This is a genomic window from Acidithrix sp. C25 (assembly GCF_904848545.2).
Window position 1 is genome coordinate 409,092 of record NZ_CAJHCI020000006.1, and the last position, 13,776, is coordinate 422,867.

A 13,776-nucleotide genomic window follows, 5' to 3' on the forward strand; every position below is an offset into this window, starting at 1 on the left:
TGACGGATGTTTCATCTAAAACGGGAGTGCAAAGAAGAGCTTGGTTTTAGGGGAGGGAAGAATGAAAGTTAATAGAGCATTGATTGCTGGAATAGTGTTGTCCGGCAAAGCTATCGTCATAATTTTTACGGTGACTTTCCTGGCTTCACTCTACACGGGACTTGTATCCTGGAGCCTCCATTCCAAGTTTGCTGAGGAGCGTTCCCCGGTACTGATGTGACGCAGTGAAGGAGGTGAGCGAGGCTGAAGAGCAAAGAGTCGCGCCGCTCGTTACTCCTCTTCAAAGAGACGCCAGGTGGTGATCTGGGGGAACTAGTTTGGTCGCTGCATCAATCGTCGCTGAGGTATGGTTGCTAGTTAGCGTTTCACCTCATCTTTGGAGTTGGGAATTGGAGTCTGCATTTTAGCGAGGCTGAAATGAAAAAAAAGGGGGTGGATGCAAAGATAGGCTAAACGGGCCGTGTGCCGACTTTGTACGTCGCTGCGCCTGGTCCGCTTCAGGTACCGGTTCTTGAATGATAGAAAATGGAACTCCATTTCAGGCGATAGCGTCTTCGATTGATGATACGACATCGTTGGGATTTTCAACTTCTATTACCAGCCTGGTAAAATCTTCTTCGGCAAGCTCTATGACAACGGCTTTTGCAGGATTGTGTACCTCCCAAAAGACTTTTTCGCCTTTGTGGTAGAAAGTTCCCGCATATAGAAGTCCGGGAATAGAGGTGCCTGGAGCCCGAAGTCCTCTCGGCATGCTAAAAGCGCCGGGATCGGCGGTTACCCCACGAACATGATTGAGAGGAATGACGAGCTCGTTGCGCAGCGCCAGAACTTTGCCAATTCCTTTAACTTGCAAAATTAGATCGCCATCTTTGATTGACACTATGACCATTCCAACTCCTTATTGATTAATTGGCATATCAGCTCGAAGCACCAAGCGCGCGAACAGCATTTCTGCAGGGCTTTGCTGCTGGCATTTCGCCAGTACTTGTAGCGCTTGGACAATCAAACCTGCGACTTCCTTATCTGTACGAGCACGTTCCCACATCGCCACTATGAGCAGATCCTCAAGTAGTGATATGTCTGTGAGTAGGTCGCTACACAGCGAATGTACTTGCTCGGATAGACAAGCTCGAAACAGGCCAGCCTTGCTAGCAAAGGCTTGATAGATGCTTCCTCGTAGTAGACCAGTTCCTTCCACCAGCTGGTCAATTGAAGTGCCAGAATAGCCAAACTGTGCAAAGACTTGCGTGGCACCTAGTAGTACTTGTTCATTGTCAAATTCACGCTTACGGGCCATAGTTTTAATATACACCATTATTGAACGATCAGTCAAGAATTATCTATCGTATTTTAAATCATCGAGAATATGAGCATGAAATGGTTTCATCCTTGGCCCTTTGTCCATTAGCTCACAAAGGAGTAGGTCGCAGCGTTGAGTGGTAGACCGTGGTGGTTCCAATTAGTTTGTACGTGAGGGTATCCCTTGTGAAGGAGATTATTTTGAGTGTTCCTTTGACCTTCGGTCAGACGAGGACCTCGGTATTGTTGTGCAGGTCAGGTACTATGACACTAGTGGCAGGACTAATCACTTGGGTTTCGGTATTTATACATAGGTCAACTCCCTCCAAGGCGATTGCAGTATCGCTGCCTGCCGTAACGCCGATCAAAGTATTTCCGACCCAACCTTGCCATTGATTCTCCTTCTAAAACGGCGGGGTAAAAGCACTCGGAGTATTCTGCAAGGAGACTGGAACGATCTTGGCGACCTTAGGTCCGAAAGTTACGACACCCGCATACGACCCATTTGCATCTTTGAGGAACCCAGGAGTATTCGGTGAAACATAGGGTTTCCTTGGTGGCTTGGACCTTGCAAGGGCCACTTCTTCCTGTGGTAGATACCACGCGCATTCAACTTCTGATTAGGCTAGCCCGCAGGTGCTGCTTTGATGGTTACACCGTCGATACATAGTGTCCGGCTGGTTTATATAACTGACCGACTGGACAGTATTGCGGTGGTGACGTCACGTTAGGAAAGGTGACATTCTTAGGTGGGATCGCATGCAGAATTGTTGGAGTGGTACCCGAGGGGCGACCGGCAATGCGAAGAATATCCCAGTAGCAGCTAATAACACAACAAGTCCGGCGATAATGGTGGCGTCTCGAGCTCACCTCGAAGGTTGATTCGTTCGATAAGGCGCCTTTTCTGTAGTAAATAATTTTTGACGCTCTAAATATTGTTGCTGGTAACGAATATGGGGGACCCTGACAATCTCGCTCAGGATAGCGATGCCGTCGGTTAGTCTCCAATGCGGCTCGTGTCAAATCTAAGTTAGAAAATACGCGGTATTATTGCCATTCGCTAGCGACTGCTTAGCGCGTTCTACACATCTTCGTGAGGGGTCCTGCGGTGACGAGGGCTCTTGCTACAGGGGGCGGGGATCTAAGGCGGTAAATTGAAGCTCGTAGGACGCCGTCTCGCCCCTAACTTTGACATTATAACCAAAACCCGTTCCATTATTTGCCGGATAACCGACGATGAAGACCTTGGCGGAGATGAATCATCATGTTTGGGTCATGCTGCCATGGTCTAGTTTCTTCGAGTGTTTGGGCAGAGCGATTTTTGGAATGACGACTCACCGCTCAATCCAGACGAAAGGATTCTCGTCTCAATCCACTCTGATTCTTGAGATGTTCTTCGAATCCACCGTGCGGCGGATTTCACCTAGAAGGCAATTGTGCAATTTCTAATTCGACTCTTTCAGGTGGTATTTTTTGACTCAGAATGCAAGTACTATGCCTTGTTCGGCATTAAGTGCGGAGCTTAAAATCCAAAACGGGTAAAAATCCACTTATGTAATTGTCGCCTAGTAGGCATCAAAGAACTACCAGTTCATCGATAGATGTGGCGTTACTGTTACGATTATGTAGATCCTATGGAGATAGGCAGGGTCATTGGTTCGGTCCACTTCCTCTAAATGTCGCATATCCAGGCGTAGAGAGTCCCATCGCCACCCCAAGGACATGCCAGAAATTGGGCGATTGTTCAACCCAGCGGATCGCTCCGATGCCTTTAACCGACGCGCACCCTGTTGAGTCAATCGTCACTTTTGGGAATTCTCGGTCGCCGGCAAAGAATGCTAAACGATAGGTGATACCGAAGTCAGCAGGACAGTTGATAGAGCCACTTGGCATTTTTGGCAACGCGCAGAGCGCTCTGGCCACATTACGCACCAATATGGCATTAGATACAGCGACGTTGGTGGGAAACGAAAAGCGCATGTGATTCTGGGGAAAAGCGTCGCTACGGCGGACAGTCAGTCGGTCTAAGGCGGCAACAGACTGGCAAAGCGCTGAGGGAGATGCCAGCGGTCCTTGAGATGGAGATTGAGGAGTTCCTGTAGTTTTCGAATTGTTGCAAGCTGCGAGAAGTAACGGCCCAAAGAGCATTGTGATCTTCGCCAATTGAATTCTCCTTCGCCGGTTGTCTCTTCGACGCTCCAAGTCCATACCCTCCATTTGCCTCCTTAGTTCGATATCCCTCATGCAGATATGCCAGCTCACATTAATAGCGGCTCAATTAAATGGGAGCCTTCCAGTATTTCGTGGCGGTGTTTCTCATTTAGAATAGCAAGGAGATTTCACTTTATCACAAATTGCGACCTTTCTGTAGGTGGCTTATCCCAATTGGAATCAGTGGAAGTACTTCAAGACATACTGCCCTAAAGTGGGTTTAGGGCGTTAACTGTGGAAAGTTAACTTCTAAATCAGATTAATCCTCTGGTTTTGGTCCATAGAGATGAGGGTTGATTCGTCTAATGGCTCCTTGGGCGACTAGTCATAACCAGTTAGAGATCTTTAAAAGTCATTAGGTGGGTGTTTGGGTTCGCCAATGGCGAACCCAAACACCCACCTAAACATCGATCTCAACTGATGAATCTACGACTATTTGGGATTTGGCAAATCGCCGCCCTAATCCGATCTCGACCTTCTGCTCGTAGTGACATCTAAAGGAGTGACAGCCGAAGCAAACAACGCTTTTAACGTTCCGACTTTTGCCTCGATGCCATGCGCAACGGAATGCTCGATTCATTACGGATAAGCTTTTCTACGGTAAGAACATTGATTAAATTTTTGTCTTCAAGGCGGGAATCTAACTCGACTGCGGTGCCTATAGTGACGTGCGGCGGTATTCAGTTTTCGTAGTGGTAACGGGCCTGAAGTACCACTAGGTCGTCCCCATCAATTAGGTAAACCAGACCGATGCTCCTCGTCGATACGTCTCGACCAGCAACCTGCAAGAACGTGACGTAGTTGTTCGGGCTTGCCGATACCGGTCCCCGGATCTCTGAGAGCATCCTTGATTAGCCGGTTAATTCGATTGAGTATCGCCTTGTCCACTGATTGCCAATAGAGGTAATCGTCCCAACCGTTGGGGCTGAAACAGAGGCGCATCAGCTAAGTTCGTGCTCTCTTCGTTGTCCTTGGCGAGCTTGATTCAAGCTTTCGAGTAGACGCATCGCATTGGCTGGTACGCGTAGAAGAAACCCCGTCTCGGTCAATGCGTCATAGTCCGCCTTCGAGAGTAGAACGGCGTCACCTCGCATTGAGGTGATCTCAGTCGGTTTTCGATCATTGTTTACTTGTTCTATAAGCGGGAATAGGTTTTTGCGTGCATCACTAGCGGTTATAGCCATGCTGATGTCTCCTAAAAGTGGTACCACTTATTGTACCACTATGTTTGCATCATGTAGGTAGGTAGTACGTGTCAACCTAGAATTCAAAGCAATAACCTTGGCACTACTAGGCCAATTGAGTCGTGTTTCTCTTCTTGCAAGGCAACTATCTGTGCCCTTTGTCATTTTCACCGCCAAGCCGGTATCAGTGTCTAAGGTCGCACGTAAGTGCTCCAGGTATTGGAGAGTAGGTAGAACAAATAGGGTACCAGTCAGCCGATCTAGCTTTGGAGGGCAGATCAGATTGTTGGCTTTTCAGCGAGTAGATAAATTGAACCTATAGTCGCAGACACCTTGACGTTTTGCAACATGCCACTTCTAATGTTAATGGCCTGAGAGAGTTGAGACTCAGGGTAGGACGTAGTCGATATTGAAGTTTATATGAGCGTACATGCCCTTCCTAATTCGTAATTGAGGCCATCGGGCCAGAGGCTCAGGTAGATCCTCGAGGGTTTCGGCGGTGTGTGAAGGCAGCTGAGGAGCGGCTTGGTAAATATGAAGGCTACGGAGGATAATGAGCATATTGATCATTACGGGGTTGCAACTGTTTCCGCAGGAGAGTCATTCAGATAGGATCTATAGGTCCAGAGTTTTGCAAGCAGTGGGAACGAATAGCGCTAGCGCGTGCCGTGGCCATTGAGGTAATCAAATACCGGATGGAACAGGGTATCTTCCGGACCGAGCTAGGTCGAAAACTGGGAATGCATCAGCCTGCAATTTCTCGGTTCGAGGAGGGAGATCAAACTCCAAGTATTGACATGCTTAAACGGTTGTCAGAAAAGTTGGGAATTGACTAAGTGCTTATATTCATTCTGGTGAGTTGTTCGTAGAGTGTTCCACAAAGTCGACGGCTTAGGAGGTCAGTTTATGGCTTTACAGCCGGTGCAGCCTAGTGAATTGTCACAAGTGTGAACTGCATTTGGTAGCGCGATCCTCGGTGGGTTATTTGTTTTGGTTGGAGGTTGGATCCAGGGAGAAGGGACCAAAAACAGACAACAAGAGATGTATCCCAAAGGGCATCTCAAAGAATCTTAATGAGCCTGGCATAACTATAAGGTGTAATCGTTGAAGACGTGGTTTTGAATCAACTCGTTGGAATCAGATCATCATTTAACAATTTTTCTCTTACCACCACCTCCGAGGCTCCGTTTATTACGGAACTTAGGCTTATTGAGCGAATACATAACCATATTGAATTGATTTACTGCCTTATTTTACGAGCTGATCAAGGTAAGGGAGTTTTTGTCGATGTGGCACGCAAACATTCTGGGATGGTGACGGGGAGTCTTGAGGCTCATATTTGGAAAGATCAACTACCGATCTATAAAAAGCCTCCTTTGCGAAATACTGCCGAACTATGGGCTTGGGCGCGGGAAGTATAAGGGATTACGGAATAATAACTTGATCCACTGGCTCGCCTCAGATGATTCAAACGATGGCCAATCTTAGATCTCTCGATTTCTGTGATCAACCCTAAGCTACACTTCGTGGAGATTCCTCACATCAGTATTCCCTTCGATTCAGCGCGCGCCACCTCAGCTGGGAAGTCTCGCCAGCATGTCAGCCTCGGATCTGGCGAGGTTCTGGTTCACTAGGTCCATCGGCCGGTATCTTAAATACCAAAGTTAGCTACAGAATATCAAGGCGTGCGTACCCGTTGCAGAGCAGTAATAAAACCCAGTGATGCTACCCATTTTCGCAATATTATCTGCGGTTCGACTGCTCGGGCTAACTAGCAACGAGTAAGCATCAGCATAATCGAAGTAAACTTGCACTGATTGCCGCAACGCGTTATAGGTAGTAGACGGCTTGGAATCAACATTGCCAGGGTAATACCTTGGTGGTTGCGCGTTTCCTGATTAGTATTAGTTAGTCCTGATCATTTGTAGCTTTCGAAAAATAACGAGAGCGATTATCACGGGAAGCTAGAGAGCCATCAAAAGGTATGAGCCTTTTTGAACCGCGTAAAGGACGGCAAAGACCAAACCCAACGTTCCCATGGATGATAAAGTGAAATTCATATTGTCATGAAATCTCACCATGTCAATATCAGCTATTGATGCCAACCGTAATTCTCACCTCATTCCAACGAGTCCTCTATAACCGCTGTGGTTAATCTGGGTTTCGTGCTGTTATTCGTTGATAGGACCTCTCGGAACAATCCACTTGACAGTATCCAGCAGCCTGGACAATCTCGACGTTGATGACCGGACCATTTATGAAGCGTATCAGAGGACGTCGCATTTGGGGAAATAGCAGGTGCGCTGGGAGAGTGCAAAGACCAGTACTACTACCATAAGTATGATGGCGCGGTTCTAGAGCCACATGTGTGGCGTCTGATCTCACGGCTTGATATAGGCATTTAGCCCGATAATGACGGGTTTGCCGTCGATCATGGCGCTGGTGACCATGTTGCCATGCGAACTGGCCACCACCAGGGTCTTTCCTGAGGATGATGGTGTTGGTTCCTGAAGTTCGATTTCGATATACAGCTTGTTGTCTTTGATCGTGACTTCCATGGTTATTCCTTCATTGAGTCGGGCGTTGCCATTTTACTGCCATTGGCGCTAGAGGTGGTCGGGTGGTACAACAAGTCATGGGCTCTCAATTTCTCGCCCTTGCTTTTACACAGAGAATGGTTTCTGGTGCAAAGATATTAAGCAACGAATTCAACTGACTATTCCACAGCTTGGAGATCCGCGGCGCGATAGAGGGTGTGGAATTATCCATTTAGTCAATGGTCATCTGAACGTAACTTTTATTATTGCAATCGGTATTTGGTTCGATGGTCCGAGAATGACACCGAGACTACATGAAAATCCCTAGAACTCCTTGTTGAAGCTCGATCGGACACAAATTACAGCACGATCAAACGCAGCGATCTGAATAAGCGCCCTGAAGAATCTTTGGAACGACTAAGGCCTTATTGACTGCTCGAGCCTCCTTTGCATGGACCAGAGATAGAGTCTCTTATCGAAAAAGCATAAGATAATCAGGGCAAAGCGGCTAAGAGTTGATTGTGATCTTTTGTCGAGGACGAATTGAGATGCGATTGGAAGTCGGTGCCTGGCCATTTCCCATGACGCAATCTGGGTCTGGGTCGTCAATTTGTCCACCGGTATGGAACTTTGTTGCCATGCACCCACCATTGCATTGCGAATAGGCGCTGCAGGATTGACATGAACTAGGTCCATTGCTAGAGCGCAACGACGAAAAGAGCGGTGCGTCACTCCAAATCGCCTGGAATGAATTTTCCTTTATATTTCCAGCTTTAAAATCTGGGTGTATCGTAAATGGACACGCGTAGACATCGCCAATTGGGTCGATTAGACAGACTACCTTTCCGGCGCCACACATATTGAGGCCCTCAAGAGGATCGCCTAGCGGCGAGAGGTGGAAAAATGAATCGCCAGTTAAAACTTCGCGATGATTCATTAGCCACCCATACAGCTTTTGCTGTTGAGTCGTTGAGGGATTTAGCTCTTTGTAGCTTTGAGTGCCACGTCCTGAAGGACGAAGGCGTGTAAGTCTAAGGCCAGCACCAAAGCTATTTGCGAGGGCCAATATCTCGTCGAGGTGGTCCACGTTATAGGCGGTGGCGACCACTGAGATCTTGGGGTTTAAAAAGCCCGCGTCGGATAGGTTAGAAAGTGCTTCGAGCGCCTTGTCGAAGGACCCTCTACCTCTAATCGCATCGTTTACCTCAGAGGTGTGGCCATCGAGTGATATTTGTACGTCAACATAATTCATCGTGGCAAGGCGTTTAGCCGCTGCTGGGGTAAGGTAGTAGCCATTTGTGGAGAATTTGACGCCAATGTTAGAGTTTTGGGCGTATTCGATAATCTCGAAAAAGTCCCGTCTCATCATGGGCTCGCCGCCGCCGATATTGATATAAAAGATCGACATCTCTTGAAATTGGTCGATTAGCGACTTTGCCTGGTTTGTGTCTAATTCGCCAGGCGCTTTAGGCCCGGAGTCGCTAAGGCAGTGGCTGCAACTTAAATTACAGCCATAGGTCAGCTCCCAAGTTAGGCAGATCGGTGACGATAGTCCCTTAGATAGGATGTCGTTGAGAGCGCTGGCCATTTATTTTCTCCTAAAAATAGTTGCTCGCCATAACATAGTTGCTCGCCACAGTTACTCTAATTCTTCGCCTTTGGGAGCTGTGGCAATAGAGGCGAGAACGCCACGATGAATTAATGTATCAATCGTATTCAACACCGATGATCTGGCATAGCCTCTTTGACTAAGCTCATCGGCCATTTCATTTGTGTCCATACCCAGGGGTATTAGGCGAAGGAGTGGTATGACGATCGGTGATTTGGCTAAAAAGAGGTCTCGCTTTGCGAAACTGTAGAAGAGCGCTCCAAAAGACTCTTCTCGGTAGGCAAAGTCAGGAGATATGACGATATTCATTTAGGAAGATCCTACTTTTGGTTAACTCTTGTGGAGGATCGAAGCTCGAAAGCTAGTTAGTAGACACCGCACATTCCATCGATCGAGACTTCTTCGATAATTAGTTCTGCCTCAATGAGGTCGGTCTCATCGATATTGGTTGTTTTGGTCTCTAGTTCGTTTGGCAAGTTAGGTCCCTTTCCGATTCGTTCTGCTTTGTTTATTTTCGATCTTAGCCTCAATCCACCGAAATTGAACGACTATAGGCTAAAGGGACGCCACTAAGACTATATACCTAATTTACGCAGAATGATAGTGGACCATACAGAGTGGGTCAAAGCTTGTTTCAAAGGTTCGATGGCGCTCTCGCGCTTTGCTCAGTTGGATTTATTGGTGATGGCTAACCTTAGAAAATCCCACTCTGACTTCCTTGGTCGATGCTCCCTCTCTGGGAATTTATGGAGTCCGCAGTGGCCTATATGTTTGATTGACCCTCTGGTCGAGCATCAATTTTCTAATTTCCATAAGGACCATTTTGGCCCAGTCTCAAATAGAGCGGTTTACTCTTTGGTGACGTATTGCTGATCTTGCTGGATGGGTAATGCCTCTGGTCGGTTTAGTAAATTATCTTCCCGGCTTTGGCCAGATAGTAATTGATTCAGATTTATCGCTCAGTAAATGTGTAGGTCGTGTCGGGTTTTAAGAGCTCCAATCAAATGCCATTCAAATTGCATTTGCTACCTAACCTCCCGTGCTCACGTACTTCCAGGAGGATCCAGCTGCTTGGTCTTTGATCTCGATTTTGCTCTAAGCAATCTCCATTTTTGTAAGCACTTGTGTACGTTCTTTGCCCCTGGTAAGACTCGAACTCATCAGAGCTCTTATCTTCCAATGGCCACAAGGATCTTTGCTATCGGATAGGTCTCTGACTTAGCTGGCGTCAGGCCCGTAGTTAGGGGAGTTGTTTCATTCGAGATCTCACCGCCTTTGAGGTCAGGAGCCTCGTGAGAGGCGATGACTTAGGTGTGCGAGATATGCCTCAAGCGATTTTACTTAATTGACCTGGGACTAATTGAAACCGTGGAACTTGACAGTTGCTGTGATGGACGCGACCTTGATCACTTTAGATATCATGTGATTGCGCCGGAGATGTTCTCCTTCCGTAGCAGAATATCTACTTCCGGCAAAAAGTAGATCGGTGCCACAAGGAGGGATTTATTTCTACTATTGGGCTTGGTTGCCTGCCTGTTTGCTTGGTTCGTCTTGATGGTTATTAGACAGTTAACATCTTTGTCCTTGTAAAGTAAGCGCCCATTTTCTCTTTGTCCATCAACCAACCTCCATTAACCAACCTCCATTAACCAAGCCAATGGTTACAATAGCGACTAAGCGCGCAAAAGCTAGAGCAAGAACGTCCTGCAAGGGTTAACTTCGATCAATTGCCAGAATAACTGCTCGAACGACTCTGCGAGTAGATACTCGACTAGGGACTCGAGCAATTCGAGCAGTGGACTAAAGCCAGTGATCTCGTTTGAGCAGTGGCCCATCTTAATCTTGGGTGATGAGGGTTATATATTTACCACCCAAGATTAAGATCAACGAGCTAGGTTTTAGGTGGAATTAGACCTTGGCCTATTTTGCTTTCAAAGCTCTAACTAGGACAATTACAATGATAATGGATTCCCAGGATGCGATTCTTTGGTGTGTGCAAAGTTATTTTTCGAACGGCTAAGCACGGAGCAGGATCTTTCCTGTCGAAGCTCTAGAGAGAATCGCTCGATGAGCTAGTGCGGCTTCGCCTAGATCGTAGATTGATCCGATCGATAAATTTATAGATCCATCTTCTAGAAATTTTAGCCCTTCCTCCATTATGGGAGCTACCTGGTGTGGGCGATTTCGCCGCAAGTTACCAAAGCTGTATCCGCAAATACTTCTGGAGGTGGGGTGAAGTTCGTTCGAATAAGCGATACCCGGTGTTGAACTTGCCATTCCAAAGGCGACAATAGTCCCGAACGAATTTAAGATCTTTAGGTCGGCTCCGATGGTCTCTCCTGCAACTGAATTGAGACTGATATCGATGCCCTCAGGCGCAATTTTGCGGATTTCTTGCGGATAGTCATAGTCGTCGCCATATAGAACGCCAATAGCGCCTAGCTCTTCAACTACCGGTATCTTGGCTGGAGTTGAAACCAGTGCCAAGATCTTTGAAGCTCCCATTGCCCTAGCCATCTGGATTGCGGTGGTGCCAATTCCTCCTGCCCCAGCATGAATCAGAATTGAGTCCCCTGGAGCTAGAGTTGCAGCTTTGTGTACTAAGGCGTATGTGGTGCCAATTAAAAGAGGGGCAGCTCCGGCCTCTTCGTCACTTAGGTTACTTGGCGGTATAAAGAAGAGGCCATCGGTGGCGGTTGTGTATTGGCCATAGCCACCGCTGTCGCAAAAGGCCATTACTTTTTGACCTATGAGTGTTGGGCTCAATAGTGCTCCTACCTCGACAATGGTCCCATAGGTATCGATTCCAGGTGTAAAAGGCGGTGGTCCTCCTGGATAGTTGCCAGTGACCGCCATGATATCTGCAAAGTTGACCGATGAATAGATAGTTTTAATGAGGACTTGATTTTGTGAGATTGAAAGATTTGGTCGCTCCACAAGTTCCATATTCTCCGGAGCCCCAAAGTTGTTGACGACGATTGCTTGCATGATTGAAGTAAAACTCTACTTTCCTAAAGGGTTGACATGGTGGATTGCCTTAGTGGGTTGGCCCCTATGGAGCTAACTCTATCCTATTTAATGTCTAAGGGCCTTTGAGCTATTTGAATTGCAATGATCTTCGAATTTTACCGATGAGCAACGAAGTTTTCCCGATCCGCCACGCCAAAGCAACAATTGCGCATCGACGAGGTTAAAGCGACAAAATTGCACCTCTGCCTCTGCTTCTGCCGGATCTTGTGAGACGAAATCGAACATTGTGGATTTGGCACTAAGTGAGACGATAGATCTCAAGGTTGTGGAGTACTTGTTTTATTGACACTTCATGTACTTCTTTGGACAATTATGGTTGGCAAAGGCAATTTTTAGTTGATCCAAGCGCCTTCAATGCTCTTGATTAGCGCTCGGATTCAAATATCACCCGGACTTTATCTCCGCATTGGCGCTAGATCTCATCGGCGCTATCACAAATGTGGCTAACTTCTCCTTTGTAGTGACTGCTTTAGCCTTTTATGTCACCTGTTAGATCTATTGTCTATTGGAGGTTGCCTTTTATTAGATGTGCCATGAGAGGCGAAACGCTCTCAAAGTGCCTCTTGCATGATGGTTTATTTCTATCGTGGGGCCGATACCACCTCTTTGAGAGCTTCAATGAATGTGTTGCCAATCAACTCAATCTCTGACTTTGTTATAGTCAGTGGGGGAGAGACGGCAATTGAAGTTACTAAGGGTCGAACCAGAACACCACGGCGGCGCATCGCACCTTGGATCTCACCGAGTGCACTTGGAAATCGGCTTTGAAAGTCGCTCGAAATTTCGATAGCACCAAGAAGTCCTAATCCCGAACGTACCTCCGTGACGATAGGTGAGTCGCTAGATGCCATGAGCGCCATTGATAGGTCAGTCTCTAGAAGTTCTCCATTTGGTATTAGGTTTTCAGATTTGAGGATCTTGAGATTTGCAATCCCGGCGGCGCATGCGATTGGGTGGCCAGCATAGGTCGGGCCATGTCTGAATGTGGCACCGGAGTCGTTGAAAAATGGATCCGAGATCTTCGGCGAAATAACGACGCCGCCTAGTGGTATGTAACCACTAGTGATCCCTTTGGCGAAGGTGATCATATCAGGGACGACCCCAAATCGCTCTGGGCCAAACCAATATCCGAGCCGACCAAATCCACAGATCACAGAATCCACTACCAACAAAGCACCAATTTCCATGCAAATAGCGGCTATTGATGTAAGGTATCCCTCGGTGGGAAGGTGCACACCCCCAGCACCAACAACGGGTTCCACAAAGACTGCTGCGATCTTGTCGCTACCGACTCGAAGCGCCAGCTCAGAAAGGGCACGGGGGTCGTCTCGATCGATGATCGCTATGTCGTTTATGAGCGTCCCGTAACCGACGCGGTTCGGGAGGATTCCCGCCATGGATGTCCCAAAGCCGTGGGTTCCGTGGTAGCTTCCATCTCTAGAGACAATGATGGTTCTTTCGGACTGGCCAATTTCGAAGAAGTAACGCCTAGAAAGTTTTGCTGCGGTCTCAATCGCGTCGCCTCCGCCAGATCCAAAGAAGATCTTTGAGCCTGTAATTGGAGATATTTCGGCAATTTCATGGGCCAATTCCTCGGCAGGTTCGTTTGTAATATCGCCAAATGTCGAATAACAGGCAAGTTTTTCAGCCTGTTGGGCAATGGCCGTGACAATCTCTTGCCTTCCGTGACCCACGTTTGCATACCATAGAGAGGCTGTGGCATCCAAGTAGCCGTTGTCATTGGAGTCAAAGACGTAGTTTCCGCTCGATCGAGTAATCGTAAGACGGTTGGAACTAACCGAAGCCATATTCGCAAAGGGATGCCAGAAGGATGTGTCGCTCATTGGGGCTGTCTTTCAAAGTGATATTTTTACAATCTCAAGCTATCATTTTGACTTCGAAACCT

At 47.4% G+C, this 13,776-nt stretch carries 14 protein-coding genes and 1 pseudogene; 3 read left to right on the forward strand and 12 right to left on the reverse strand.

Going from position 1 to position 13,776, the window contains the following annotated elements:
* Nucleotides 1–61: 61 nt before the first annotated feature.
* On the forward strand, nt 62–220 hold the full coding sequence (locus ACIDITHRIX25_RS71040; RefSeq protein ID WP_201732386.1) for a hypothetical protein: 159 nt from the start codon (nt 62–64) through the stop codon (nt 218–220).
* Between the two features lie 318 nt (nt 221–538).
* Here ACIDITHRIX25_RS71040 and ACIDITHRIX25_RS71045 read toward each other — a convergent pair whose 3' ends face one another.
* From ACIDITHRIX25_RS71045 to ACIDITHRIX25_RS71070, 6 genes and pseudogenes are all read right to left on the reverse strand, one after another.
* Nucleotides 539–889, reverse strand: coding sequence for a hypothetical protein (locus tag ACIDITHRIX25_RS71045; RefSeq protein ID WP_052607132.1), 351 nt, complete (start codon nt 887–889; stop codon nt 539–541).
* Nucleotides 890–898: 9 nt separating this feature from the next.
* Nucleotides 899–1,297: a TetR/AcrR family transcriptional regulator gene (locus tag ACIDITHRIX25_RS71050; RefSeq protein ID WP_160291926.1), complete on the reverse strand. Its 399-nt coding sequence runs from the start codon at nt 1,295–1,297 to the stop codon at nt 899–901.
* 406 nt (nt 1,298–1,703) lie between these two features.
* On the reverse strand, nt 1,704–1,880 hold the full coding sequence (locus tag ACIDITHRIX25_RS71055; protein WP_160291927.1) for a hypothetical protein: 177 nt from the start codon (nt 1,878–1,880) through the stop codon (nt 1,704–1,706).
* A 1,069-nt stretch (nt 1,881–2,949) separates the two neighbouring features.
* Nucleotides 2,950–3,516, reverse strand: coding sequence for a hypothetical protein (locus ACIDITHRIX25_RS71060; protein WP_201732388.1), 567 nt, complete (start codon nt 3,514–3,516; stop codon nt 2,950–2,952).
* Nucleotides 3,517–4,190: 674 nt separating this feature from the next.
* Nucleotides 4,191–4,452, reverse strand: a pseudogene (locus tag ACIDITHRIX25_RS71065) (Txe/YoeB family addiction module toxin).
* On the reverse strand, nt 4,452–4,694 hold the full coding sequence (locus ACIDITHRIX25_RS71070) for a type II toxin-antitoxin system Phd/YefM family antitoxin (RefSeq protein ID WP_201732389.1): 243 nt from the start codon (nt 4,692–4,694) through the stop codon (nt 4,452–4,454). Before ACIDITHRIX25_RS71070 ends, ACIDITHRIX25_RS71065 begins: the two are co-directional and overlap by 1 nt.
* A gap of 695 nt (nt 4,695–5,389) precedes the next feature.
* Here ACIDITHRIX25_RS71070 and ACIDITHRIX25_RS000000104125 point away from each other — a divergent pair.
* Nucleotides 5,390–5,530: a helix-turn-helix domain-containing protein gene (locus ACIDITHRIX25_RS000000104125; RefSeq protein ID WP_502756206.1), complete on the forward strand. Its 141-nt coding sequence runs from the start codon at nt 5,390–5,392 to the stop codon at nt 5,528–5,530.
* 276 nt (nt 5,531–5,806) lie between these two features.
* Nucleotides 5,807–6,115, forward strand: a complete 309-nt coding sequence (locus tag ACIDITHRIX25_RS71075) for a hypothetical protein (RefSeq protein ID WP_052606851.1) — start codon at nt 5,807–5,809, stop codon at nt 6,113–6,115.
* 960 nt (nt 6,116–7,075) lie between these two features.
* Here the strand turns inward: ACIDITHRIX25_RS71075 and ACIDITHRIX25_RS71080 are convergent.
* The 6 genes from ACIDITHRIX25_RS71080 to ACIDITHRIX25_RS71105 form a co-directional block, all read right to left on the reverse strand.
* Nucleotides 7,076–7,258 carry a hypothetical protein gene (locus ACIDITHRIX25_RS71080; protein ID WP_052606850.1) on the reverse strand — a complete coding sequence of 61 codons (183 nt, stop codon included), beginning with the start codon at nt 7,256–7,258 and terminating at the stop codon, nt 7,076–7,078.
* 481 nt (nt 7,259–7,739) lie between these two features.
* Nucleotides 7,740–8,819: a mycofactocin radical SAM maturase gene (gene mftC, locus ACIDITHRIX25_RS71085; RefSeq protein WP_201732391.1), complete on the reverse strand. Its 1,080-nt coding sequence runs from the start codon at nt 8,817–8,819 to the stop codon at nt 7,740–7,742.
* Nucleotides 8,820–8,870: 51 nt separating this feature from the next.
* Nucleotides 8,871–9,149, reverse strand: coding sequence for a mycofactocin biosynthesis chaperone MftB (gene mftB, locus ACIDITHRIX25_RS71090; protein ID WP_052606848.1), 279 nt, complete (start codon nt 9,147–9,149; stop codon nt 8,871–8,873).
* A gap of 56 nt (nt 9,150–9,205) precedes the next feature.
* The gene (mftA, locus tag ACIDITHRIX25_RS71095; protein ID WP_349632144.1) at nt 9,206–9,283 is read right to left on the reverse strand and encodes a mycofactocin precursor MftA; all 78 of its coding nucleotides are present in this window, start codon (nt 9,281–9,283) and stop codon (nt 9,206–9,208) included.
* A gap of 1,573 nt (nt 9,284–10,856) precedes the next feature.
* Entirely contained in the window at nt 10,857–11,828 is a 972-nt protein-coding gene (locus tag ACIDITHRIX25_RS71100; protein ID WP_201732392.1) for a quinone oxidoreductase family protein, read from the reverse strand.
* A 623-nt stretch (nt 11,829–12,451) separates the two neighbouring features.
* The gene (locus ACIDITHRIX25_RS71105) at nt 12,452–13,714 is read right to left on the reverse strand and encodes an aminotransferase family protein (RefSeq protein WP_052606689.1); all 1,263 of its coding nucleotides are present in this window, start codon (nt 13,712–13,714) and stop codon (nt 12,452–12,454) included.
* Nucleotides 13,715–13,776 lie beyond the last annotated feature (62 nt).